This is a genomic window from Rhizobium sp. FKL33 (assembly GCF_005222915.1).
In the GTDB taxonomy this organism is placed as follows: Bacteria; Pseudomonadota; Alphaproteobacteria; order Rhizobiales; family Rhizobiaceae; genus Rhizobium_E.
The window spans coordinates 81107-104620 of the sequence record NZ_STFX01000021.1 but is presented as its reverse complement, the minus strand read 5'-3'; the positions used below and the strand labels follow the sequence as shown (position 1 = coordinate 104620).

21 protein-coding genes are annotated in these 23514 nt (G+C 63.3%); 16 read left to right on the top strand and 5 right to left on the bottom strand.

What is annotated here, in order from left to right:
• Window positions 1-127: 127 nt before the first annotated feature.
• The 4 genes from glmU (at window position 128) to E8Q41_RS13670 (ending at window position 5190) form a co-directional block, all read left to right on the top strand.
• Window positions 128-1495, top strand: a complete 1368-nt coding sequence (glmU, locus tag E8Q41_RS13685; RefSeq protein ID WP_137156106.1) for a bifunctional UDP-N-acetylglucosamine diphosphorylase/glucosamine-1-phosphate N-acetyltransferase GlmU — start codon at window positions 128-130, stop codon at window positions 1493-1495.
• Window positions 1496-1926: 431 nt separating this feature from the next.
• Window positions 1927-2334, top strand: a complete 408-nt coding sequence (locus E8Q41_RS13680) for a GNAT family N-acetyltransferase (RefSeq protein ID WP_170976478.1) — start codon at window positions 1927-1929, stop codon at window positions 2332-2334.
• A 286-nt stretch (window positions 2335-2620) separates the two neighbouring features.
• The gene (gene glmS, locus E8Q41_RS13675) at window positions 2621-4447 is read left to right on the top strand and encodes a glutamine--fructose-6-phosphate transaminase (isomerizing) (RefSeq protein ID WP_137156104.1); all 1827 of its coding nucleotides are present in this window, start codon (window positions 2621-2623) and stop codon (window positions 4445-4447) included.
• A gap of 50 nt (window positions 4448-4497) precedes the next feature.
• Complete coding sequence (locus E8Q41_RS13670; protein ID WP_137156103.1) at window positions 4498-5190, top strand: DUF502 domain-containing protein; 693 nt, start codon at window positions 4498-4500, stop codon at window positions 5188-5190.
• Here the strand turns inward: E8Q41_RS13670 and recG are convergent, their stop codons facing one another.
• Entirely contained in the window at window positions 5191-7296 is a 2106-nt protein-coding gene (recG, locus tag E8Q41_RS13665) for an ATP-dependent DNA helicase RecG (protein WP_137156102.1), read from the bottom strand.
• Window positions 7297-7394: 98 nt separating this feature from the next.
• Between recG and E8Q41_RS13660 the strand changes: the two genes are divergently transcribed.
• Complete coding sequence (locus E8Q41_RS13660; RefSeq protein WP_137156101.1) at window positions 7395-7694, top strand: succinate dehydrogenase assembly factor 2; 300 nt, start codon at window positions 7395-7397, stop codon at window positions 7692-7694.
• Between the two features lie 99 nt (window positions 7695-7793).
• Entirely contained in the window at window positions 7794-11297 is a 3504-nt protein-coding gene (mfd, locus tag E8Q41_RS13655; RefSeq protein ID WP_137156100.1) for a transcription-repair coupling factor, read from the top strand.
• Window positions 11298-11398: 101 nt separating this feature from the next.
• On the opposite strand, the gene E8Q41_RS13650 is transcribed toward mfd, so the two are convergent.
• Window positions 11399-12166 (bottom strand): class II aldolase and adducin N-terminal domain-containing protein, encoded by a 768-nt coding sequence (locus E8Q41_RS13650; RefSeq protein WP_137156099.1) that lies wholly within the window; start codon window positions 12164-12166, stop codon window positions 11399-11401.
• A gap of 364 nt (window positions 12167-12530) precedes the next feature.
• On the opposite strand from E8Q41_RS13650, the gene E8Q41_RS13645 reads away from it, so the two are divergent.
• The 3 genes from E8Q41_RS13645 to E8Q41_RS13635 are packed head-to-tail and all read left to right on the top strand — an operon-like array spanning window position 12531 to window position 14419.
• The gene (locus E8Q41_RS13645) at window positions 12531-13343 is read left to right on the top strand and encodes a ferredoxin--NADP reductase (protein ID WP_137156098.1); all 813 of its coding nucleotides are present in this window, start codon (window positions 12531-12533) and stop codon (window positions 13341-13343) included.
• Entirely contained in the window at window positions 13343-14005 is a 663-nt protein-coding gene (locus E8Q41_RS13640; RefSeq protein WP_137156097.1) for an FAD-dependent oxidoreductase, read from the top strand. The genes E8Q41_RS13645 and E8Q41_RS13640 overlap by 1 nt, the downstream gene beginning before the upstream one ends.
• A gap of 54 nt (window positions 14006-14059) precedes the next feature.
• Entirely contained in the window at window positions 14060-14419 is a 360-nt protein-coding gene (locus E8Q41_RS13635; protein ID WP_137156096.1) for a DUF1491 family protein, read from the top strand.
• Between the two features lie 271 nt (window positions 14420-14690).
• On the opposite strand, the gene E8Q41_RS13630 is transcribed toward E8Q41_RS13635, so the two are convergent.
• Complete coding sequence (locus tag E8Q41_RS13630) at window positions 14691-15320, bottom strand: GntR family transcriptional regulator (RefSeq protein WP_137156095.1); 630 nt, start codon at window positions 15318-15320, stop codon at window positions 14691-14693.
• Between the two features lie 118 nt (window positions 15321-15438).
• The gene (locus tag E8Q41_RS13625; protein WP_137156094.1) at window positions 15439-16212 is read right to left on the bottom strand and encodes an NAD kinase; all 774 of its coding nucleotides are present in this window, start codon (window positions 16210-16212) and stop codon (window positions 15439-15441) included.
• 187 nt (window positions 16213-16399) lie between these two features.
• Between E8Q41_RS13625 and cobF the strand changes: the two genes are divergently transcribed.
• Genes cobF through E8Q41_RS13600 form a run of 5 tightly spaced genes read left to right on the top strand, consistent with a single transcriptional unit; the run spans window position 16400 to window position 20758 of the window.
• Window positions 16400-17176, top strand: coding sequence for a precorrin-6A synthase (deacetylating) (cobF, locus tag E8Q41_RS13620; protein WP_137156093.1), 777 nt, complete (start codon window positions 16400-16402; stop codon window positions 17174-17176).
• A gap of 51 nt (window positions 17177-17227) precedes the next feature.
• Window positions 17228-18628: a precorrin-3B synthase gene (gene cobG / locus E8Q41_RS13615; protein WP_137156092.1), complete on the top strand. Its 1401-nt coding sequence runs from the start codon at window positions 17228-17230 to the stop codon at window positions 18626-18628.
• Window positions 18625-19260: a precorrin-8X methylmutase gene (locus tag E8Q41_RS13610; RefSeq protein ID WP_137156091.1), complete on the top strand. Its 636-nt coding sequence runs from the start codon at window positions 18625-18627 to the stop codon at window positions 19258-19260. The genes cobG and E8Q41_RS13610 overlap by 4 nt, the downstream gene beginning before the upstream one ends.
• A complete protein-coding gene (locus E8Q41_RS13605) occupies window positions 19257-19988 on the top strand; it encodes a precorrin-2 C(20)-methyltransferase (RefSeq protein WP_137156090.1) in 732 nt (243 codons plus the stop codon). Before E8Q41_RS13610 ends, E8Q41_RS13605 begins: the two co-directional genes overlap by 4 nt.
• The gene (locus E8Q41_RS13600; protein WP_137156089.1) at window positions 19985-20758 is read left to right on the top strand and encodes a precorrin-3B C(17)-methyltransferase; all 774 of its coding nucleotides are present in this window, start codon (window positions 19985-19987) and stop codon (window positions 20756-20758) included. The genes E8Q41_RS13605 and E8Q41_RS13600 overlap by 4 nt, the downstream gene beginning before the upstream one ends.
• Here E8Q41_RS13600 and E8Q41_RS13595 read toward each other — a convergent pair.
• Complete coding sequence (locus E8Q41_RS13595; RefSeq protein ID WP_137156088.1) at window positions 20734-21492, bottom strand: cobalt-precorrin-6A reductase; 759 nt, start codon at window positions 21490-21492, stop codon at window positions 20734-20736. The two genes, E8Q41_RS13600 and E8Q41_RS13595, sit on opposite strands and share 25 nt — an antisense overlap.
• Between E8Q41_RS13595 and cbiE the strand changes: the two genes are divergently transcribed.
• The gene (cbiE, locus tag E8Q41_RS13590) at window positions 21491-22738 is read left to right on the top strand and encodes a precorrin-6y C5,15-methyltransferase (decarboxylating) subunit CbiE (RefSeq protein ID WP_246660182.1); all 1248 of its coding nucleotides are present in this window, start codon (window positions 21491-21493) and stop codon (window positions 22736-22738) included. The two genes, E8Q41_RS13595 and cbiE, sit on opposite strands and share 2 nt — an antisense overlap.
• Window positions 22735-23499, top strand: coding sequence for a precorrin-4 C(11)-methyltransferase (gene cobM, locus E8Q41_RS13585; protein ID WP_137156086.1), 765 nt, complete (start codon window positions 22735-22737; stop codon window positions 23497-23499). Before cbiE ends, cobM begins: the two co-directional genes overlap by 4 nt.
• Window positions 23500-23514: the final 15 nt, after the last annotated feature.

Below are 23514 nucleotides of genomic sequence, written 5' to 3'. Positions count from 1 at the left end.
ATGAATCGAATAGCAAATTGCCGGCCCTGCCATCATTGTGGCGGAAATCGACCGACATGCGCGGAGTGCTTGGAGGGAAACCTCGGTCTTGCTATTTCAATGACCAAACAAAAGAGGGAGATTCGGAATGTCGGGAAAAGTTCTGGCCGTGGTTCTGGCGGCGGGCGACAGCACGCGGATGAAATCGGCCAAGTCGAAGGTGCTGCACACGATCGGGAACCGGCCGATGATTTCGCATGTGGTGGCGGCGCTGGATGAAAGCGGCGCCGACAAGATCGCCCTCATCGTCGGACGTGACGGCGACGCCGTTGCCGCAGCGGCGTCAACCGGCAAGCTGCCGGTGACTGTATTCGAACAGACGCAGCGCCTGGGCACGGGACATGCCGTGCTGATGGCGGCGAGCGAAATCGAGGCCGGCTATGACGCGGTGCTGGTGGCCTATGGCGATGCGCCGCTGATCGAGGCGGGGCCGTTGGCCGCCGCGCGCGCCAAACTCACCGAAGGCTATGATCTCGCCATCATCGGTTTCCGGACGCCGTCGCCGACCGGCTATGGGCGATTGCTCGAAAAGGACGGCGAACTTGTCGCCATCCGCGAAGAAAAGGATGCGACCGACGAGGAACGGCAGATCGATTTCTGCAATTCCGGCCTGATGGCGATCAATGGCGCGAAGGCCGCTTCGCTGTTGCGCAAGATCGGCAACGCCAATGTGAAGGGCGAATACTATCTCACCGACCTCGTCGAGATCGTCCGCGCCGAGGGCGGCAAGGCGGCTACCGTCGAAGCCTCCTTTGAGATGGCTGCGGGCTGCAACAATCGCGCCGAACTCGCAGACCTCGAAGCCATCTGGCAGAAGCGCAAGCGGCGGGAGCTGATGGTGTCGGGCGTGACGATGATTGCGCCCGAAACGGTGTTTCTCTCCTATGACACGGTGATCGGCCAGGACGTGACGATCGAGCCGAATGTGATCTTCGGGCCGGGCGTGACGGTGGAGGCCAATGTGGTCATCCACGCCTTCTCGCATATCGAAGGCGCCTATATTTCCTCCGGCGCGTCCGTTGGACCCTTCGCGCGGCTGCGGCCGGAGGCGAAGCTGCTCGCCAACGCCAAGGTCGGCAATTTCTGCGAGGTGAAGAAAGCTGAGATCGGCGAGGGCGCCAAGGTCAACCATCTCAGCTATATCGGCGACGCCGTGGTCGGCGCGCGCGCCAATATCGGCGCCGGCACGATCACCTGCAACTATGACGGCTTCAACAAATACGAGACCCGCATCGGCGCCGACGCCTTCATCGGCTCCAACAGCTCCCTGGTCGCGCCGGTCAGCGTGGGTGAGGGCGCACTGACCGCGTCAGGCAGCGTCATCACCGAAAATGTACCGGACGGGGCCGCCGCCTTCGGCCGCGCCCGGCAGGTGACCAAGGAAGGCTATGGCCGCGAGATCATGGCGCGCAACGAGGCGATCAAGAAGGCGAAGAAGGCGGCGAGCAAGGGCTGACCTTGCAACCATGCCTGAAGTCGCGTATTTTCAGGAGTGGCAGGCGGAGCGCGAACTCCGCCTGCCGGGACTCACTTCCTATATGAGATCCGGAGAGACAAGGACCAGCCGCTCCGGCTTCTTCTAAGAGTAAGCGTTATGCTGTATGGCAATTGCCTCATCGCATAACCTCCTGTTGGACGGCGAGGCTGTCGCCACAGCCGGGGGAGCCCGACTCCCCCGGTCACGCCCCTGGTCCAGGCGCTGCTGCTTTCTCCGTCGCAAACATTCACCGTTCAACCGAACAAGGGGCTGAATAGTAACAGAACAGAAAACCTACATATGACCAGCCCCGCAGGACGTGCTACCTTTATTGTATGACTTTGGTAATTCGACCCATCAGGCCAGACGATGCGCGCGATGCGCTAGAAGCTCACCATTCAGCCGTGCGCATGACAGCCGCGCGCGACTACTCTGCCGAGATTGTGGCGCATTGGGCACCGTTGCCAGTAACAGAAAAGTCGGTGGCTAAGTTTAACGCCAATCCCGAAGGTGAGTTGCGTTTCGTGGCGTTTTACCAAAGGGAACTCGTAGGCTTTGCCGCAATTGTCATCGCGAATGAAGAGTTGCGGGCATGTTACGTTGCCCCGAACGCGGCTCGCCAAGGTGTCGGAAAAGCCCTGGTCACGCAGCTTGAACACGCTGCAAAAGAGAGAGGAATTAAGGAACTGCGCCTGCATTCATCGGTCACGGCGCATCCCTTTTACACGGCTATGGGCTATGAGACCCTGGAATGGGGGGAGCATGTGCTTGACTCAGGTCTAGCCATGGCCTGCATATTCATGCGTAAAACCCTATAGCTTTTGTTTGGCTGCTGCATAGCCATTCTAACACACCGTTTTGATGTGACTCAACAAGGTCGAGCTTGCACGTGCAGGATATCTGCGAAACGCTTCTGATACGTCGCTACCAACCCACCCCCGTAATCGTTTCGTTTGCAACGTAATTTCGCTCGCTCGTTAACGCACGAAACCGAATTTGATGCGCGGGGCGTTGCCGCGCGCCAAAAATCCGGCCACAAGTCGCAGCATGAAATCGGAAATTGGTAGAGACCAATTTCAGAGTGACTGCAGGCAGGAGCGGAATATGTGCGGGATTGTCGGGATCGTGGGCGTGGAGCCGGTGGCGGCGCGGCTGGTGGATGCGCTGAAGCGGCTGGAATATCGCGGCTATGATTCCGCAGGCGTCGCCACGATCCATGACAACAGGCTGGAACGACGCCGCGCGGAAGGCAAGCTCGTCAATCTCGAACAGAAGCTGGCGGCTGAGCCGCTGGCCGGCAAAATCGGCATTGCGCATACCCGTTGGGCGACGCATGGCGCGCCGACGGAAACCAATGCGCATCCGCATTTCGTCGACGGCGTCGCCGTGGTTCACAACGGCATCATCGAGAATTTTTCCGAGATCAAGAAGGAGCTTGCTGCCGAAGGCGTAGTCTTCCAGACCCAGACCGACACTGAGGTCGCCGCGCAATTGCTGGCGAAATTCCGTCGTGACGGGATGGGCCGCCGTGAAGCGATGCACGCCATGCTCCGCCGTGTGACCGGCGCCTATGCGCTGGCGGTGATCTTTCAGGATGATCCCTCGACCATCATGGCGGCGCGCTCGGGGCCGCCGCTCGCCATTGGCTATGGCGACAAGGAGATGTTCCTGGGTTCCGACGCCATTGCGCTGTCGCCCTTCACCAATCGCATCGCCTATCTCGAAGACGGCGACTGGGCGGTGCTGGGCGCGGGCGGCGCGCATATTTTCGATCTCGACGGCAATCCGGTATCGCGGCCGATCCGCATCTCCTCGGCAAGCGCCTATCTGATCGACAAGGGCAATCATCGTCACTTCATGGAAAAGGAAATCTATGAGCAGCCGGAAGCCGTGTCGCATGCGCTCGGCCACTATATCGATTTCACTGAAGGCGGCGTGCGCGAGCTGAATGACGGCATCGACTTCGCCAGGCTCAACAGCCTGGCGATCACCGCCTGCGGCACCGCCTATCTCGCGGGCTTGACGTCGAAATACTGGTTCGAGCGCTATGCGCGGCTGCCGGTGGAAATCGACGTCGCCTCGGAATTCCGCTATCGCGACGCGCCGCTCAGCGAGGGATCGGCGGCTCTGTTCATTTCGCAATCGGGCGAAACGGCGGATACGCTGGCGTCGCTGCGCTATTGCCGGGAGCAGGGACTGTCGATCGGCGCGGTCGTGAATGTCAAGGAATCGACCATCGCGCGCGAAGCCGATGCGGTGTTTCCGATCCTTGCCGGCCCCGAGATCGGCGTCGCCTCGACCAAGGCCTTCACCTGCCAGTTGACGGCGCTGGCCGCGCTCGCCATCCGCGCCGGCCGCCAGCGCGGGACGCTCACGGAGACCGAGGAACGGGCGCTGGTCGGTCATCTCGCAGAAATGCCGCGCATCATGAGCGCGGTCCTCAACCGTATCCAGCCCCAGATAGAGACGCTGGCCCGGGATCTCACGAAATTCAAGCATGTGCTTTATCTCGGTCGCGGCACCAGCTATCCGATTGCGCTCGAAGGCGCGCTGAAGCTCAAGGAAATCTCCTATATCCATGCCGAAGGCTATGCGGCCGGCGAACTCAAGCATGGACCGATCGCGCTGATCGACGAAACCATGCCGGTGATCGTGATCGCCCCGCATGACCGCTTCTTCGAGAAGACCGTGTCCAACATGCAGGAAGTGGCGGCGCGCGGCGGCAAGATCATCTTCGTGACCGACGAGAAGGGCGCCAAGGCGAGCGATCTCAAGACTATGGCGACGATCGTGCTGCCGGATATGGACGAGGCGATCCATCCGATGATCTTTTCGCTGCCGATCCAGCTGCTCGCCTATCACACCGCCGTGTTTATGGGCACGGATGTCGACCAACCCAGAAACCTCGCCAAGTCGGTCACGGTCGAGTGATCATAAAAATCTTGTGCGGCGCGGAAAAGTCGCGTTAAACAGGGGACCTGATGACCCAGGATCCTCATACGCCAGACCCCGCGCCGCATAAGCCGACTTTCGGCGTGCGGCTCCGCAACAATTTTCTGACGGGCCTGATCATCTGCGCGCCGATCGCGATCACCATCTGGCTGACCTGGACGCTGATCCATTGGGCCGACAGCTGGGTCAAACCCTATATCCCCTACCGCTACAACCCCGAAAACTACATCAAATTCGCCATTCCCGGCTTTGGCCTGCTGATCGCGGTGATCATGATCACGCTGATCGGCACTTTCGCCAAGAATCTGATCGGCCGCTCGATCGTCGAATTCGGCGAATCGATCATGGACCGCACGCCGCTGGTCCGCTCGCTCTACAAGGCGCTGAAGCAGCTGTTCGAGACGGTGTTCGCCGAGCGCAGCACCTCGTTCAAGAAAGTCGGCATGATCGAATTTCCGGGGCCTGGAAGCTGGGCGATGGTGTTCATCGCCGCCGATGTGCGCGGCGAGCTCGGCCATCGTTTCGCGGAAAAGGGATTAAAGGATATGGTGGCGGTGTTCCTGCCGCCGACGCCGGTGCCGACCGCCGGGTTTCTCATCTATGTCGAACGCTCCAAAGTCATCGAACTCGACATGAGCCCCGAAGACGCCGCCAAGCTGTTGATTTCGGCGGGCCTGATCCCCCCGGACTGGAAGCCGAAGGGCGCAGCCCTCGACGGCTGATCAGCCGGCATGCAGAAACCGGATCGCCTCGTCGCGCCGGAAGAGATAGAGCAGCGTCCTCACGGCCTCGCCACGCGGTGACGACAGATCCGGATCTCGGTCCAAGAGATAATGCGCGTCCTTGCGGGCGATTTCGAGCAGATCGCCATGCGCCTCCAGGCTGGCGATGGCGAAGCCAGGCGTTCCCGATTGGCGGGTGCCCAACAATTCGCCTTCGCCGCGCAGGCGCAGATCCTCTTCGGCGATCACGAAACCGTCTTCGGTCTCGCGCATGATTTTCAGTCGCGCCTCGCCATTCTGGCTCAGCTTGCCCTTGTAGACCAGAATGCAGCTCGAGGCTTCCGATCCGCGCCCGACGCGGCCGCGCAACTGGTGCAACTGCGCCAGCCCGAAGCGTTCGGCGTGCTCGATCACCATGATCGTGGCGTCCGGCACGTCGACGCCAACTTCGATGACGGTGGTCGCCACCAGAAGCCGGGTCTCGCCATTCTTGAAGCCCATCATCACCGAGTCTTTTTCCGGCCCGCTCATGCGGCCATGGATCAGCGCCGCTTGCGCGCCGAAGTTTTTCGCGAGCACCGCGTGGCGCTCCTCCACGCTCATCAACTCGCTTTCCTCGTCTTCCTCGACGAGCGGGCAGATCCAGTAGATCTTCTTGCCCTCGGTGACGGCGGCGCGCATGCGGGCGATGATGTCGCCGATGCGTTCGCCCGGCACGATCACCGTCTGGATCGGCTTGCGGCCAGCCGGCTTGTCGGTGAGCTTGGAGACGTCCATGTCGCCGAAGGCGGCGAGCACGAGGGTTCGCGGAATGGGAGTCGCCGTCATCACCAGCATATGCGGCGACACGCCCTTGGCGGTGAGCCGGAGGCGCTGATGGACGCCGAAGCGGTGCTGCTCGTCGACGACGGCCAGCAGCAGATTGGCGTAATTGACCGTATCCTGAAACAGCGCATGCGTGCCGATGACGATGTTTGCCTCGCCGGAGGCGATGCGGGCCAGGATCTCCTCGCGTTCGCGGCCCTTGGTGCGGCCGGTGAGAATTTCGATCCCGAGGCCCGCCATGCGCGCCATCTGGCTGATCGTGGCGTGATGCTGACGGGCGAGAATTTCCGTCGGCGCCATCAGCACGGCCTGGCCGCCGGCCTCGACCGCCGCCAGCATCGACATCAGCGCCACCACGGTTTTGCCCGAGCCGACATCGCCCTGCAGCAGCCGGAGCATGCGGTCTTCGCCGGCCATATCCTTGAGGACGTCTGCGATCGCCGCGGTCTGGCTGCCGGTCAGAGAAAAGGGCAGGGCCGAGAGCACCTGGGACGACAGAACACCGGTCGGCTTCACCGGCACGCCCGGCGCCTTTCTTAGCTTCGACCGCACCAGCGCGAGCGACACCTGGCCGGCGAGGAATTCGTCATAGGCGAGCCTTCGCCGCACTGGCGCCTGTGGATCGATGTCGTGCTCGTCGCGTGGATGATGGATCAGGCGCAGCGCCTCCGAGGTCGGCAGAAAACCCTGTTTCTGGATGAGAGACTCGTCCAGCCATTCCGGCAGAGCCGGCACGCGGGAGATCGCGGCATCGATGGTCTTGCGCAACACCTTGGGCGACAGGCCCGCCGTCAGGCCGTAGACGGGCTCGACCAGCGGCAGCTTCTCGCCTTCTGACAGTCGCGCCATGTGATCGGGGTGGACCATCGAGGGCCGACCGTTGAACCAGTCGACCTTGCCGCTCACCATCACGGTCTCATCGATGGGCAGCGATTTTTCCAGCCAGTTTCCCTTGGCGCGAAAGAACACCAGCGCGAGTTCGCCCGTATCATCCTGCAGGAACACTCGATAGGGCTGGTTCGACTGCCCCTTGGGCGGCGGCTGGTGGCGGTCGACGCGGGCGGTGACGGTGACGATGGCGCCTTGGGGCGCGAGCGCGATGCCGGGCTGTTTGCGACGGTCGATCAGGCTATGCGGCACATGGAACAGGAGATCGATGATCCGGCAGTCCTCCAGGCTCTCGCGGCCGAGCAGCCGGGCATAGAGTTCGCCGGTCTTGGCTCCGATGCCGGGCAGCGCGGCGAGGGGGGCGAACAGGGGATCGAGGATGGAGGGACGCATGCTGGCAATTTCGGCTGTCGAAGGTGGATTTGCAAGGCTGACAAGCAAGTTTCCAAGGGATATAGACGGCCTCCTATCATGAGAGGATCACCAAGCCGATGACTGGCACGACCTTGACCACCGCCGATCTCGATCCCCATCGCCGCCGCATCCTGTTTCGCGCCTGGCATCGCGGCATCCGCGAGATGGATCTGATCCTCGGCCAGTTCGCTGACACCGAACTCAAGACGCTCGAAGGCGAGGAACTCGCCGAGTTCGAGCGCGTTCTCGGCGAAGACGACAATGATCTGTTCAAGTGGATTTCAGGAGAGAAGCCGATGCCCGAGCGTCTCAAGACGCCGCTGTTCGAGCGCATTCTGGCCTTTCGTCCCGAGGAAGCCTTCAAGCCTGTGGCGTGACGACAATTTCCGGCTCGTCGTCCGGTTTTCTGCGCCGCTCCGCCATCTCTCCCGCCCGATACCGATCTCAGTCGTCGGGGCACTCTCAAGGACATCTGCATGATCCCGGATTTTGATCCCCGGAAATTTCTCGCGGACGAGAAGAGCTTTTCGATCGGCAATGTGCCGCCGGGCATGGAGGCGCTGGTGCTGGCCGAGCTCGCCCGCGCCGGCGGATCGATCGCCTATGTCCTCTCAGATGGCCAGAAAATCGCCGATCTCGAACAGATGATCGCATTTCACGCGCCGGAGATTCCGGTGCTGGTGCTGCCGGGCTGGGACTGCCTGCCTTATGACCGCGTATCGCCGGGAACGGATGTCTCCGCCCGGAGACTGGCGGCGCTCAGTGGGCTGATCCAGCATCAGGCCAAGCCGCATCCCGCCATCGTGCTGACGACGGCCAATGCGCTGGTGCAGAAATTGCCGCCGCGCGACGCGATCTCGGCCATGGGCTTTTCCGCCAAGCCCGGCCAGATGCTGAAGATGGATGAGATCGCGCTCCGGCTGGAAAAGAACGGCTTCGAGCGCGTCGCCACGGTGCGCGAAGTCGGCGAATTCGCCGTGCGCGGCGGCATTCTCGATCTCTTCATGCCGGGCGAAGCCGAGCCGATGCGACTGGATTTCTTCGGCGACACGCTGGAGACGATCCGCACTTTCGATCCCGCCAGCCAGCGCACCACGGGCCAGGTCAAGCAGATTTCGCTCAACCCGATGAGCGAAGTGTCGCTGACGCCGGATCTGATCAGCCGCTTCCGCAAGGCCTATCTGACGCTGTTCGGCGCCGCCACCCGCGACGACGCGCTCTATCAGGCGATCTCCGAGGGGCGGCGGTTCGCCGGCATGGAGCACTGGCTGCCGCTGTTTTATGAAAAGCTGGAGACGCTGTTCGACTATCTCGCCGGCTTCCGCCTGACGGTGGATCACACGCTGCAGGAATCGGTCAATGAGCGCTTCACGCTGATCTCAGACTATTATGAGGCGCGGCTCGACGCCGGCTCCGGCAAGAAGGGCCTGAGCCAGGGCGCGCCCTACAAGCCCGTGCCACCGGACCAGCTCTATCTCTCCGGCGAACAGGTGATGCTGGAGTTGCGCGGTCGCGGCGCGATCCGCATCACGCCGTTCAATGAGCATGAGGGCGAGGCGCGCAAGGTCGTGGCGCTCTCCGCCCGTCCCGGCATGCGCTGGGCGCGCGCCGGCGAGCAGGAGGGCGAAGACCGCATCAACGTGTTTGACGCCGCCGTGCGTCATATCGCCGATCATCGCGCCAAAGGCGACAAGGTGGTCGTCTCGGCCTGGACCGAGGGCTCGCTCGACCGTCTGTTGCAGGTGCTGCAGGAGCATGGGCTGGAGCGCGTGGTTCCGGTTGCGAACCTCGACTCCGCGATGAGGCTGAAACCGGGCGAAGCGGGCGCCACGGTGCTGTCGCTCGAAAGCGGCTTTGAATGCGGCAAACTGATCATCATCGGCGAGCAGGACATTCTCGGCGATCGCCTTGTGCGACGCGGCAAGCGCCGCAAGCGCAATGCCGACTTCATCACCGAAGCCTCGTCGATCGACGAAGGTTCGATCGTGGTGCATGCCGAGCATGGCATTGGCCGGTTCGTCGGGCTGGTGACCATTGAAGCAGCCGGCGCGCCGCATGAATGCCTGCAGCTCGAATATGCCGGCGGCGACAAGCTCTTCCTGCCGGTGGAAAACATCGAGCTCCTGTCGCGTTACGGCTCTGAGCAGACCGAGGCGCAGCTCGACAAGCTCGGCGGCGTCGCCTGGCAGGCGCGCAAGGCCAAGCTCAAGAAGCGGCTGCTTGATATGGCGGGCGGGCTGATCCGCATCGCCGCCGAACGGCAGATGCGCCAGGCCCCGCCGCTCATCGCGCCCGACGGCATCTATGACGAATTCGCCGCCCGCTTCCCCTATGACGAGACCGAGGATCAGGCCGGCGCGATCGACAGTGTCCGAGACGATCTCGGCGCCGGCCGTCCAATGGACCGGCTCGTCTGCGGTGACGTCGGTTTCGGTAAAACGGAAGTTGCGCTGCGCGCCGCCTTCATCGCCGCCATGAACGGCGCCCAGGTCGCGGTCGTGGTGCCGACGACGCTTCTGGCGCGCCAGCATTTCAAGACTTTCTCCGAACGTCTCAAGGGCTTCCCGCTCAAGGTGCGGCAGGCCTCGCGTCTGGTGACGGCCAAGGAGCTGAACGAGACGAAGAAAGAGCTGGCGGAGGGCAAGATCGACGTCGTCGTCGGCACGCATGCGCTGCTCGGTTCGGGCGTGAAATTCGCCAATCTCGGCCTGCTGATCGTCGACGAGGAGCAGCATTTCGGCGTCAAGCACAAGGAACGGCTGAAGGAGCTGAAGTCCGACGTGCATGTGCTGACGCTGTCGGCGACGCCGATTCCGCGCACCTTGCAACTGGCGCTGACCGGCGTGCGCGAATTGTCGCTGATCACCACGCCGCCGGTCGACCGCATGGCGGTGCGCACCTTCATTTCGCCCTTCGACCCGCTGGTGATCCGCGAGACGCTGATGCGCGAGCATTATCGCGGCGGCCAGAGCTTCTATGTCTGCCCGCGCATTGCCGATCTCGAGGAGATCCAGACCTTCCTGCGCGAGGCGGTGCCGGAACTGAAGCTGGCGGTGGCGCATGGCCAGATGCCGGCGGGCGAACTCGACGACATCATGAACGCCTTCTATGACGGCAAATATGACGTGCTGCTGTCGACGACGATCGTCGAATCCGGTCTCGACGTTCCCACGGCCAATACGCTGATCGTGCATCGCGCCGACATGTTTGGCCTTGCCCAACTTTACCAGATCCGCGGCCGCGTCGGCCGGTCCAAGGTCCGCGCCTTCGCGCTGTTCACGCTGCCGGTCAACAAGACGCTGACGACCATGGCCGACAAGCGCCTCAAAGTGCTGCAATCGCTCGACACGCTCGGCGCCGGTTTCCAGCTCGCCAGCCACGATCTCGATCTGCGCGGCGCGGGCAATCTGCTCGGCGAGGAACAGTCCGGCCATATCAAGGAAGTCGGCTTCGAACTCTATCAGCAGATGCTCGAAGAGGCGGTGCTGGAGATCAAGGGCGAGGAACAGGTGACCGACAGCGGCTGGTCGCCGCAGATCATCACCGGCGTCTCGGTGATGATTCCCGAAAGCTATGTGCCGGATCTGCATCTGCGCATGCAGCTCTATCGCCGCCTGGGCGAACTCAGCGATCTCAAGGAGATCGACGGCTTCGGAGCCGAGATGATCGACCGCTTCGGCCCGATGCCGGCCGAAACCGAACATCTGCTCAAGATCGTCTATATCAAGACGCTCTGCCGCACGGCGAATGTCGAAAAGGTCGAAGCGGGCCCGAAGGGGCTGGTCGTGGTGTTCCGCGACAGGATCTTCCCCAATCCGGCCGGGCTCGTGCAGTTCATCTCGCGGCAGGGCACGCTCGCCAAGATCCGCCCCGATCATTCGCTGTTCCTGGCGCGCGATCTGCCCAAGCCCGAAAAGCGCATGGCGGCGGCGGCGATGCTGATGACCCAGCTCGCCGAGATCGCCGGGCAGGGCAAGTAAACCGCGCCGAAAGTCGCGAACGAGAACAGCCGCCGGATCGGCCGATCCGGCGGCTGTTCTCATGAGCGCGGCAAGATGCGCTCAATTCAGAGAGACGGGGCTCAATTCAGGAAGTCTGGTTCCTGGCGCGACAGCAGGATCTTGAGATCCTCGAAATGCCGCTCGGACTGGCCGGGATAATCCTCGATTTCCTCGGCGACCTTTTCAGCGACCTCGTCGGAGAGAACCCGCAATTTCTGGCCGGTCTGAAGCGCCTTGATATAGGTCTCGGCGGCGCGTTCGAAATAATACATGCGATTGAACGTGTCGGCGACGCTGTCGCCGATGACCAGCACGCCGTGATTGCCCATGATCATCACGCGATGCTTGGGGTTCTGCATCAGGCGGGCGCAGCGCGCGCCTTCGTCTTCGAACGCCAGTCCGCCGTAATCATTGTCGATCACATAGCGGTTGAAGAAGGTGGCGCAGTTCTGGTCGATCGGCAGCAGCCGGCTGTCGGCGAGCGAGGCGAGCACGGTCGAATAGATCGAATGCACATGCATGACGCAGCGCGCATGCGGCAACAGCCGATGGATCGAGCCATGCAGGCCCCAGGCTGTCGGATCCGGCGCGTCGGGACGGTCCATGGTCGAGGGATCATTGGCGTCGAGCAGAAGCATGCTGGAGGCGGAGATCAGCGAGAAATGCTTCTGGTTGGGATTCATCAGAAACTGGCTGCCGTCGTCGTTGACGGCGAGCGAAAAATGGTTGGCCACCGCCTCGTGCATGTTGAGCCGGGCGGTCCAGCGGAAGGCGCAGGCGAGGTCGACGCGCTCTTCATAGAAAGGCAGGTTGTCGTGGCGATGGACGGTCGCGAGACTGGCGGACATGGCGAGTTCCCTTTGTATTTTCTCGACAAAAAGAATGAACCCAAGCCGCGTCCACGTCAACGAAGCCGGCGGTCGAAACCGCCGGCTCACGCGCAAAGAATTCTGGGTCAGAGCACCAGTCGGACTTTTGCGTCATCGGCTCACGCCTTCCATCAGGCGCTCCCGCAACGATACGTCGCAACCGCATCCCACTGGCGCGACGCGCCGAAAGGGATTATAGCCCGGGAAAGTGCTCGAAAAAGGCCAGATTGAAAGCCTTTTCCCTATGAGCCGCATCTGGTGGAAATCCCTACCTTCAAGTTCCGGTTTGAATGGTCTATCAGCCCCGCCAGAGTTAGAAAGTATGCCCGAGGATCGAAGCTCCATGAACGCGCCCGCCACCAATCCCGAAATCGTTTCCGCTATTCCCGCGGGCGTCTATGCCGAAACCGTGACCGCCGTCCAGCATTACACGGATCGGCTGTTCCGATTCCGTATGACGCGGCCGCAGGACTTCCGTTTCCGCTCCGGCGAATTCGCGATGATCGGCCTGATGGTCGAGGGCAAGCCTATTTATCGCGCCTATTCGATCGCCAGCCCGGCCTGGGACGAGGAGCTCGAATTCTTCTCGATCAAGGTGCCGGAAGGGCCGCTGACCCAGCATCTCCAGAATGTGAAGGTCGGCGACACCGTGCTGATGCGCAAGAAGTCCACCGGCACGCTGGTCAATGACGCGCTGCTGCCCGGCAAGCGGCTCTACATGTTTTCGACCGGCACCGGCATCGCGCCCTTCGCCAGCCTGATCCGCGACCCCGAGACCTATGAGAAGTTCGAGGAAGTGATCCTCTGCCACACGACGCGCGAAGTGGCCGAGTTGCAATACGGCTTCGACCTGATCGACGAGATCAAGAATCACGAATTCCTGAGCGAAGTGGTGGGCGACAAGCTCAAGCACTACGCCACCGTGACGCGCGAAGACTATCCCTTCCAGGGCCGCATCACCGACAATATCCGTTCGGGCAAGATGTTTACCGATCTCGGCGTGCCGCCGCTCGATCCCGCCGTGGATCGCGGCATGATCTGCGGCTCGGCCGCCATGCTCAAGGAAACCAAACAGTTGCTGATCGACGCCGGCCTCAATGAAGGCGCGAACAACAAGCCGGGCGAATTCGTCATCGAACGCGCTTTCGTCGACTGATGAGCGATACGGGCGACGTTGCATCCGATGACAGCGTCGCCATCGTCGGCGCAGGGCCGGCAGGGCTCTGGGCCGCTTTTCAACTCGGATTGCATGGCGTCGCCGCCACGGTGATCGAGGCCGCCGCGAGATCGGGCGGACAATGCGCCGCGCTCTATGCCGACAAGCCGGTCTATGATGTTCCCGGGTTTCGCGAGGCGCTGGCGGGCGACATCGCTGAACGGCTTCTAGCCCAGACAGAGCCATTTTCTCAGACATTTCTTTACGATTGCAGGGTCGACGCCATCCTGAGAGGCGAGGCGGAGTTCCGGCTGCTGCTCGCTGACGGTCGACAAATATCATCAAGTTTCGTGATCCTGGCGACAGGACTGGGGCTCTTCGGCGGCGAGGGCAGGATGCAATTGGCTTTGCCCGAAGGCGCGCGCGATCCGGAAGGCGCGATCTGCGTAACGCCTTCGACCTTCGAGACAGAATGTCCGGGCCTCTATGCGATCGGCGACGCCGCGCTTTATCCCGGCAAGCTGCCGCTGATCGTCTCTGCCTGCCACGAAGCGGCGCTGGCGGCGTTCGCCATCAAGAAGGCTGTCTCCGGGCTCAGTCGTCTGGCGCCCGAATTCTCCTCGACCTCCACCCGGATGCGCAAGCGCGTCACCGGGGAATAACGGCGAACCTAGGCGCGATTGCGATGGCTGCGCAAGTTGCGCTAAGGGTTTCTCATGCGCATTACATCCGACCTCTTCATATCCGCCTTGACCCGCAGGATCTTCTCCGCTGGCGGCTATGCCGCCATCGAACGCAAGGGCGCCGCTGAAGCCGGCGCGATCTTCATCCGGCAGAGACGGCGAGATGGGCGGGAAACGCTGTTTGGCCCAGCCCCGCAAAGCTATTTCGATAGCGAAAGTTCAGGAGAGCGTCGATTCGAGCGTCGGGTGAGCGATAGCGAGCCAGAGGCCTGCGCCGAGGTGATCGCCCGCGAAATGCGATTCGATCCGGATCTGTGGCTGGTGGAAATCGAGGTGGACGACATCGGCGACCTGTTTGCCGTTGCCGACGAAGCCGGACATCTCCTAAAATGAAAGGGATCGGCGCGGAGTCTCCCTGCGCGCCGATCCCATTGCTCCCGATCGGGACTGCGCTCCGGCTCCGCCAAGCCGACCGCTATCGTATCCGAAATATATGAGAATCTGTCTTGAACGGGCCTGCTCGCTCCATTCAAGGCGATTTTCCATCGGGCAGGTCCTGTCTATAGCCGATCGGGATTGGCTGAAACTTGATTTGGCGCAATAAACCGAGGAAATTTCAGGTTTTGTAGCGCAGCATCGTGGCAGGTTTCGGCTGCCAACAGAGCTATAGACGCAGACCGTCGACGAGATCGGCCATAGCGCGCTCCGCCTCGCCGCCGTCACCCTGCAACAGAGCCCTGATCACCCGCACATGCAGACTGACCGAAAGATCGAGCGAGGCCTGCGTCGCGCCCGCATACCAATAGCGACGTGAATGCGTCTGCAGGGCGCCGAGCGCCTGCGACAGAAACGGGTTGGGGCATGTCTCTTCGAGGATCTCGTCGAAGGCCTTGTCGGCGGCGAGGAAGCCTTCCTTGTCGCCGGTCACGGCGCAGTCTGTCATCGTGCGGGCGCAGGCCATCAGCTTGGCGCGGGTGTCGTCGGTCATGACGTCAGCCATCAGCCGGGCGGCGAGCGGCTCCAACTGCCGCCGTGTCTGCAGCACCATGGCGGGATGGTCCGGATTGAGCGTCGCGATCTGCAGACCGGCGCGGGGGCGGATCTCGATCAGGCCCTGCCATTCGAGCTTTTGTATCGCTTCACGCACCGGCGTGCGGCCAAGCCCGAGCTCTTCGATCAGCTGCTTTTCCGTCACCAGCGAGCCCGGCGCGAGCTTTAGCGTGACGATCAGATTTTCGAGTTGGCGATAGGCGAGGCGGCTCTGGGAGAGCACGGTCGGAGCGGTTTCGGACATGGTTGTCGTTCCATTGATATATCAGCTTCTGCCATGCCGCATTCACGATGTCAAATCTGCTGATATATCAGTGTGGCGCTCAAGCGTGCGCATCGGTCGACCGTCGGCCCGGAATAGGTCAGTCGATGAATTGTTCGGCGAGGATTCGATCCGACCAGGAGTGATCGGGGTCGGAGAGAAGCCGGGTCGTGCGTCCCTCGGACTGGGTGACGCGCACGGAAATCACCGATTTCACCTCGGTATTGTCAGCGACCGCGTTGACAGGACGCTTGTCCGGCTCGAGCACGGTGATGTCGACAGTCAGTTTTTCAGGCAGCAGCGCGCCGCGCCAGCGGCGGGGACGGAAGGCGCTGACCGGAGTCATGGCGATCAGCGGCGCTTCGAGCGGCAGGATCGGTCCATGGGCCGAAAAGTTATAGGCGGTGGAGCCGGCCGGCGTGGAAAGGAGAAGTCCGTCGCAGATCAGTTCGGCCAGCCGCTCGCGGCCATCGACAGTCACCTTGAACTTCGCCGCCTGATAGGATTGCCGGAACAGCGAGACTTCGTTGATGGCATAGGCGAGAGACTTGCCGCCATCGGCGTTGATCGTCTGCATTTTCAGCGGCCGGATCTCATTGCAGACGGCAGCCTCGATGCGCTCGATCAGGCCTTCCTTCGAATAGGAATTCATCAGGAAGCCGACGGAGCCGCGGTTCATGCCATAGGCCATCTTGCCCGTGTCCATGATGGCGTGCAGCGTCTGCAGCATGAAGCCGTCGCCGCCGAGCGCCACCACGACGTCGGCCTCCTCCAGCGACACATGATCGTAGAGCGCGGCGAGTTCGGCCCGCGCCGCCTCGGCCTCGTCGCTGGCGGAGGCGGCAAAGGCGATGGTCTTGAAGTTTCGGGGCATGACGCGCTCAAAAACGGGATCGGGAGGAAATTGCTACATGAAATCGACCGGGATCAAAAGGTCTTGAAATTCCAGACATTCATTCCGTCGGGCGCAATTTTCTCGTTGCGGCGTTTGACGCGCGGCGTCGCTTTCAGCAAAAGAACCGCGACGCGACCGCCTATCATGGCGGGACAAGGAGACGCGGATGCGCAGAATACTCGTGATCGGCATCGGAACCGGCAATCCGGAGCATGTGACCATCGAAGCGATCAATGCGCTGAACAGCGCCGATGTGCTGTTCATTCCGACCAAGGGCGCTAAGAAGGCCGATCTCGCCGAGACGAGGCGCGAGATCATTCGCCGCTATGTCACCAATTCCGCCACCCGCAGCGTCGACTATCAGCTGCCGGTGCGCAACGCGGCCGATCCAAGCTATCAGCGCGGCGTCGACGATTGGCATGCCGCCATCACCCGAATCTATCAGGACCTGTTCCTGAACGAACTCGGCGAGGACGGAACTGGCGCCTTCCTCGTCTGGGGCGACCCGATGCTGTACGATTCGACGCTGCGCATTCTTGAACGGGTGCGGGCGGCGGGCGGCGTCGAATTCGAGGTGAGGGTGATTGCCGGCATCACCTCGATCCAGGCGCTCTGCGCCGCGCATCGCATTCCGCTCAATCTCGTCGGCAAGCCGGTGGAAATCACCACGGGACGGCGTCTGGCGGAGAGCTTTCCCGAAAAGAGCCGGGCGTCGGTGGCGATGCTCGACGGCGAACAGGCCTTCGCGAAAATCGACGATCCCGAAGCGGAAATCTTCTGGGGCGCCTATCTCGGCTCCGAGCACGAGATCGTCATTTCCGGCAATCTGCAGGAGAAGAAGCAGGAGATATTGGAGACTCGCGCCCGGGCTCGGGCCGAGCATGGCTGGATCATGGATATCTACCTCCTGCGCAAGGGCGCGGATTTCGATGACGAGGCTTGACCTCGCGCAAGGCGCTCTCTTGCCCGATGCTTACAAAAGGCGTTTACACTCATGCCCATGATGGATGACGCCATGATCCTCGCGCTCTCGCCGAACGCCGCACAGCATTTCCCCTTGCCGCCGATCCGGCGCGGCGAATGTCCGACGCTGTCTCAACCGATGCCGACAGGCGACGGCTTGCTTGCGCGTCTCAGACCGGTGAATTCGGCGCTGACCTTTTCCCAACTCTCAGCGCTCGCGGAGGCGACAGAACGGTTCGGCAATGGCCTGATCGAGATCACCGCCCGCGGCAGCCTGCAGGCGAGAGGCCTGAAGCCGGAAACGGTGGCGGATTTCGAAGCGGCGGTGCTGGCGTCCGGCGTTATCCCGACCCGTGGTCTCGGCGTCGAGACGCCGCCGCTCGCCGGGCTCGATCCGGATGAACTGATCGATGTCAGACCGATCGCCGCCGAACTTCGCGGTCGCGTCGCAGCCTTTGAACCGCCGCTTGCGCTGGCGGCCAAGCTGGCTGTCACCATTGATGGCGGCGGACGGTTTCATCTGGGCGCGGTGACGGCGGATATCAGGCTGACGGCGTTCCGCGATTCGGGCGGGCAGATCCGTTTCGTGGTGTCCTGCGGCGGCACGGCGGCGAAGGCGCGGCGTCTCGCCATCGTCGAGGAAGGGCAGGCGGTCGACGCCGCGCTCCATCTTCTCACCATGCTGCATGCGATGGGACCGGGCGCGCGCGGACGCGACCTGCCCGATGACGCGCTTTCGGCGCATTACACGACGCGGATCGATCTTCGGGCGATCGAGCTATCGACGCAGGCGCCGCCGCTTCTCGGCCTTCATCCTATCGAAGACGGCGGCGTGGCGCTGGGCCTGTCCTTCGCCTATGTCCAGGCGCAGGCCCCAGCGGTCCGAGCGCTCGCCGAACGCGCCACAGCGCTCGGCATTGCCGATCTGCGGCTGGCGCCTGATCACGGTTTCTTTGCGCGCTGCCCCTCGCAGGAGGCTGCGCGCGCGCTGCAACAGGACGCCGCCGAACTGGGATTCTGGACCGATTCTGCGGATACCCGCCGCGCGATTGCGCTGTGCGCGGGCGCGACCGGCTGCGCCTCGGCCTATTTCGACACGCGGGCGCTGGCCGATCGCCTCGTCGCCATTGCGTCGGAGCTGCTGGACGGCTCGTTCACCCTGCATTTGTCGGGCTGCGCCAAGGGTTGTGCGCATCCGACGGCTTCTGTATTGACGCTGGTGGGTGCGTCAACAGGCTATGGGCTTGTCGTAAATGGGGCGGCTTCGGCCTCGCCATCCGCCTATAGTGCTGAAAACGACATTGGGAGCGCATTTGGACGTCTGGCGTCCATGGTGCGGGACAGCAGAGAGGATGGCGAATCGGCGGCATCGTGCCTTAAACGGCTCGGGGCGCGGCGCATCGCTTCGGCTCTGCAACTGGACGGGACATGACCGAATACGACTATATCCGCGACGGGAACGCCATTTACGAGCAGTCCTTCGCCATCATCCGCCGCGAGGCGGATCTCACGCGTTTCTCCGAAGCCGAGGCCGATCTCGCCGTGCGCATGATCCATGCCGCCGGCATGGTCGAGGCGGTCGAGCATTTTCACTTCTCGCCAGGCTTTGTGGACGCGGCCCGCAACGCGCTGAAATCCGGCGCGCCGATCTTCTGCGACGCGGAAATGGTGGCGCGCGGCGTGACCGCAGCCCGGCTGCCGGCCAATAATGACGTGATCTGCACGCTGCGCGATCCGCGCACCGCCGAGATCGCCAAGGAGATCGGCAACACCCGCTCGGCGGCGGCGATCCAGCTCTGGGGCGAGCGCATGGCGGGCTCCGTCGTGGCGATCGGCAACGCGCCGACCGCGCTGTTCTATCTGCTCGAACTCCTGCGCGACGGCGCCGTGCCCAAGCCGGCCGCAATCGTCGGCATGCCGGTGGGCTTTGTCGGCGCGCGCGAATCCAAGGATGCGCTGGCTGACAATTCCTATGGCGTGCCCTTCGCCATCGTGCGCGGCCGCCTGGGCGGCAGCGCCATGACGGCGGCGGCGCTGAACTCGCTCGCGAGGCCGGGCCTGTGAGCGCGCCGGGACGACTGATCGGCGTCGGCACCGGCCCCGGCGATCCCGACCTGATGACCGTAAAAGCGGTGAAGGCGTTGGCGTCCGCCGATGTGATGGCCTATTTCGCCAAGGCCGGACGGCGCGGAAATGGCCGCGGCATCGTCGACGGCATCGTGCGCGACGACATCACCGAATTGCCGCTCTATTATCCGGTGACCACGGAAATCGAGAAGCATGAGGACGGCTATATCAGCCAGATCACCGATTTCTACGAGGAGTCGGCGGTGCGCGTCGCCGAACATCTCGACGCCGGCCGCACCGTGGCGGTGCTGAGCGAGGGCGATCCCTTGTTCTACGGCTCCTATATGCATCTGCATGTGCGGCTCGCGCATCGCTATCCGACCGAGGTCATTCCGGGCGTCACCGCCATGTCGGGCTGCTGGTCGCAGGCGGGCGTGCCAATCGTTCAGGGCGACGATGTGCTGTCTGTTTTGCCGGGTACGATGCCCGAGCAGGAATTGGTTCGCCGACTAAACGACACCGAAGCGGCGGTGATCATGAAGGTGGGCCGCAACCTGCCGAAAATCCGCCGGGCGCTGGCGGAGACCGGTCGAATCAATCAGGCCGTCTATGTCGAGCGCGGCACCATGGCCAACACCCAGATGATTCCGCTCGCCCAGAAGCAGGACGACGCGGCGCCCTATTTCTCGATCGTGCTCGTGCCCGGCTGGAAGGACAAGCCATGACCGGCCGAAAGGGCACGCTTTATGTGATCGGCACAGGTCCGGGGTCTCCGGAGCAGATGACGCCTGAAGCCGTTTCGGCAGTAGAAAAGGCGACGGAATTCTTCGGCTATTTCCCCTATATCGACCGTTTGTCGCTCCGCGCTGACCAGATCCGCGTCGCTTCCGACAATCGCGAGGAACTCGACCGCGCCAAGGCTGCGCTGACCCGCGCGAGCGCTGGCGTTGATGTCGCGGTCGTCTCGGGCGGCGATCCCGGCGTCTTTGCGATGGCGGCCGCCGTCTGCGAAGCGATCGAAAAGGGACCGGACGACTGGCGCGAGATCGACCTCGTCGTGACGCCCGGCGTCACCGCGATGCTGGCAGTCGCCGCCCGTTCCGGCGCGCCGCTCGGTCATGATTTCTGCTGCATGTCGCTGTCGGACAATCTGAAGCCCTGGGAGGTCATCACCAGGCGGCTGCGGCTCGCCGCCGAAGCCGGCTTCGTGATCGCGCTCTATAATCCGATCAGCAAGGCGCGGCCCTGGCAGCTGGGCGAAGCCTTCAAATTGCTAGCCGAAATACTGCCGCCGACGACGCCGATCATCTTCGGCCGCGCCGCCGGCCGGCCCGACGAGAAGATCGTGGTCAAGCCGCTGTCGGAGGCCGAAGCCGGCATGGCCGACATGGCGACCTGCGTGATCATCGGCTCGCCGGAAACCCGCGTCATCGCGCGTCCGGGCAAGGCCGATCTCGTCTATTCGCCGCGCTATTTCGTTGGGGCCAAAGCGTGATCGATGAAGGCCAGCGCGCCCTCGACCGTGTCGACGCAGGTTGCCCCATCTACGCGCTTGCGCTCGACCATGACCACCGGCAGTCCGAGACGGCGCGCCGCCTCGATCTTGGCATAAGTTGCCGCGCCGCCGGAATTTTTGGACACGACCACATCGATGGCGTGTTCGGTGAGCAGCTTTGTTTCATCATCCAGCGAAAAGGGACCGGTCGCGAGAATGTAGCGGCAGTCCGGCGCCGCGATCGGCGGATCGATGGGATCGACGCTGCGGGCGAGATAAAAATGCTGCGGCGCGCGCGAGAACAGATGCGCCTCCTGCCGACCAATGGCAAGAAACACGCGGCGCGGCGCGACGCCGAGCTTTTCGACCGCGTCTTCGATCGATTTGGCCATGCGCCAATCGTCGCCCGGTTCCGCCACCCAGCCGGGGCGGCTGAGGCAGAGCAGCGGCGTTCCGACCAGACCAGCCGCGGCAATGGCGTTGGGCGTCATGCGCTGTGCAAAGGGATGGGTGGCGTCAACAAGCAGAGCGATGTCCTCCGCTTTCAGATAGGCAGCGAGGCCTTCCACGCCGCCGAAGCCGCGATGGCGGGTTTTGACCGGCAGCGGCCTGGGCTCCTGCGTGCGGCCGGCCAGCGACACCATGACATCGAGATCCTTGCGCGCCGCCAGCGCTTCAGCCAATTTGCGCGCTTCCGTCGTGCCGCCGAGAATGAGGATTTTGGAGGCCGCCATGTCTGAAAACATCCTTTCGACGCTCTGGCTCGACATTATCGGCCTCGGCGAAGACGGTATAGCCGGGCTCGGCGACGAGGCCAAGCGCCGGATAGCAGCGGCCGAAATCGTCTATGGCGGCGCTCGCCACCTGGAGCTCGCCGCATCGCTGATATCAGGCGAGGGCCGGCGCTGGGCATCGCCCATCGACCGCTCGGTTCAGGAGATCAAGCGCCTGCGGGGCCGTCGCGTCTGCGTGCTCGCCTCCGGCGATCCCTTCTTTTTCGGCATGGGCGCGACGCTGTCGCGCAGCGTCGACGCAAGCGAGATGCGGGTCATCCCGCATCCCAGCGCCTTCAGTCTGGCGGCGTCCCGGCTCGGCTGGCCGCTGCAGGATCTGGCGCTGGTGTCGCTGCATGGCAGGCCTATCGATCTCATCCGCCCGCATCTGCAGCCCTGCGCCCGCATTCTCGCTTTGACCTCGGATGAGAAGGGGCCGGCGGAGCTGGCGTCGCTTCTGACCGAGAGCGGCTTCGGCGCCTCCCGCCTGTTCGTGCTCGAAGCATTGGGCGGCGACAGCGAACGGGTGACGGCGATGCGCGCCGACGCCTATGCGCTCACATCTGTAAACCCGCTGAACATCTGCGCCGTCGAAGTGGAGGCGGGCGAGGGCGCCCGCGTGCTGCCGCTCGCGCCCGGCCTCGACGATTCGCTGTTCGAGCATGACGGGCAGATCACCAAGCGCGAGGCGCGCGCGTTGACATTGTCGGCGCTATCGCCGCTCAAGGGCGAATTGCTGTGGGATATCGGCGCGGGCTCCGGCTCGATCGGCATCGAATGGATGCTGCGCCATCCCGCCATGCGCGCCATCGCCATAGAGGCGCATGCCGAGCGCGCCGCCCGCATCCGCCGCAATGCGGCCGCCTTCGGCGTTCCCGGACTTGTGACGGTGGAAGGACAGGCCCCAGCGGCGCTTTCAGGCCTTCCGACGCCGGATGCGATCTTCATCGGCGGCGGCGGCTCCGAACCCGGCGTGATGGATGCGGCCATCGCTGCGCTCAGAGCCGGGGGAACACTGGTCGCCAATTCGGTGACCCTGGAAATGGATGCGGTTCTCTTGGCGGCGCATGCCAAGCACGGCGGATCGCTGACGCGGATCGAACTGTCGCGCGCCTCGCCCGTGGGCGCGATGACCGGTTGGCGACCGGCGATGCCGCTCACGCAATGGCGCTGGGTGAAGCCGAATAACTGGAAAGACGAGACATGACGGTACATTTCATCGGCGCCGGCCCCGGCGCAGCCGATCTCATCACCCTGCGCGGCGCCCGCCTGATCGGCGAGTGCCCGGTTTGCCTCTATGCCGGCTCGATCGTGTCGCCGGAGCTTTTGTCTTATTGCCCCGAAGGCGCGCGTATCGTCGACACGGCGCCGATGTCGCTCGACGAGATCGAAGCGGAATATCTCAAGGCCGAGGACGCTGGCCAGGATGTGGCGCGGCTGCATTCCGGCGATCTCTCGGTCTGGAGTGCGGTCGCCGAACAGATGCGCCGGCTGGATCGGCACGGCATCGCCTATACGCTCACCCCCGGCGTGCCTTCTTTCGCCGCCGCCGCCGCCGCGCTCGGCCGTGAACTGACCATTCCCTCGGTGGCGCAAAGCCTGGTGCTGACCCGCGTGTCCGGCCGCGCTTCGCCGATGCCGGGCAAGGAGAGGCTGGAAGTCTTCGGCCAGAGCGGGGCCACGCTGGCCATTCATCTCGCCATCCACGCTTTGCCGCAGGTGGTGGCGGAACTGATGCCGCTCTATGGCGCCGATTGCCCGGTCGCCATTGTCGTCAAGGCGAGCTGGCCGGACCAGCGAATCGTCAGGGGAACTTTGTCGACCATCGAGGCCCTGGTTCAGGAAGATCCGATCGACCGCACGGCGCTGATTTTCGTCGGCCCGGGTCTGGCGGCGGAGGATTTTCGCGAGAGTTCGCTCTACGATCCCGATTATCAGCGCCGCTTCCGCGGCCGCGACGGGTTCTGACCGTAAGAAAGAATC

Coding starts and splice junctions, on each gene's coding strand:
- E8Q41_RS13660 (WP_137156101.1), top strand. CDS start 7,395: ATGACTGGCACGACCTTGACCACCGCCGATCTCGATCCCCATCGCCGC.
- glmS (WP_137156104.1), top strand. CDS start 2,621: ATGTGCGGGATTGTCGGGATCGTGGGCGTGGAGCCGGTGGCGGCGCGG.
- E8Q41_RS13595 (WP_137156088.1), bottom strand. CDS start 21,492: ATGGCGGCCTCCAAAATCCTCATTCTCGGCGGCACGACGGAAGCGCGC.
- E8Q41_RS13640 (WP_137156097.1), top strand. CDS start 13,343: ATGAGCGATACGGGCGACGTTGCATCCGATGACAGCGTCGCCATCGTC.
- E8Q41_RS13630 (WP_137156095.1), bottom strand. CDS start 15,320: ATGTCCGAAACCGCTCCGACCGTGCTCTCCCAGAGCCGCCTCGCCTAT.
- E8Q41_RS13680 (WP_170976478.1), top strand. CDS start 1,927: ATGACAGCCGCGCGCGACTACTCTGCCGAGATTGTGGCGCATTGGGCA.
- cobF (WP_137156093.1), top strand. CDS start 16,400: ATGCGCAGAATACTCGTGATCGGCATCGGAACCGGCAATCCGGAGCAT.
- cbiE (WP_246660182.1), top strand. CDS start 21,491: ATGTCTGAAAACATCCTTTCGACGCTCTGGCTCGACATTATCGGCCTC.
- E8Q41_RS13600 (WP_137156089.1), top strand. CDS start 19,985: ATGACCGGCCGAAAGGGCACGCTTTATGTGATCGGCACAGGTCCGGGG.
- recG (WP_137156102.1), bottom strand. CDS start 7,296: ATGCGTCCCTCCATCCTCGATCCCCTGTTCGCCCCCCTCGCCGCGCTG.
- E8Q41_RS13670 (WP_137156103.1), top strand. CDS start 4,498: ATGACCCAGGATCCTCATACGCCAGACCCCGCGCCGCATAAGCCGACT.
- E8Q41_RS13635 (WP_137156096.1), top strand. CDS start 14,060: ATGCGCATTACATCCGACCTCTTCATATCCGCCTTGACCCGCAGGATC.
- cobM (WP_137156086.1), top strand. CDS start 22,735: ATGACGGTACATTTCATCGGCGCCGGCCCCGGCGCAGCCGATCTCATC.
- E8Q41_RS13645 (WP_137156098.1), top strand. CDS start 12,531: ATGAACGCGCCCGCCACCAATCCCGAAATCGTTTCCGCTATTCCCGCG.
- mfd (WP_137156100.1), top strand. CDS start 7,794: ATGATCCCGGATTTTGATCCCCGGAAATTTCTCGCGGACGAGAAGAGC.
- E8Q41_RS13610 (WP_137156091.1), top strand. CDS start 18,625: ATGACCGAATACGACTATATCCGCGACGGGAACGCCATTTACGAGCAG.
- glmU (WP_137156106.1), top strand. CDS start 128: ATGTCGGGAAAAGTTCTGGCCGTGGTTCTGGCGGCGGGCGACAGCACG.
- cobG (WP_137156092.1), top strand. CDS start 17,228: ATGCCCATGATGGATGACGCCATGATCCTCGCGCTCTCGCCGAACGCC.
- E8Q41_RS13650 (WP_137156099.1), bottom strand. CDS start 12,166: ATGTCCGCCAGTCTCGCGACCGTCCATCGCCACGACAACCTGCCTTTC.
- E8Q41_RS13625 (WP_137156094.1), bottom strand. CDS start 16,212: ATGCCCCGAAACTTCAAGACCATCGCCTTTGCCGCCTCCGCCAGCGAC.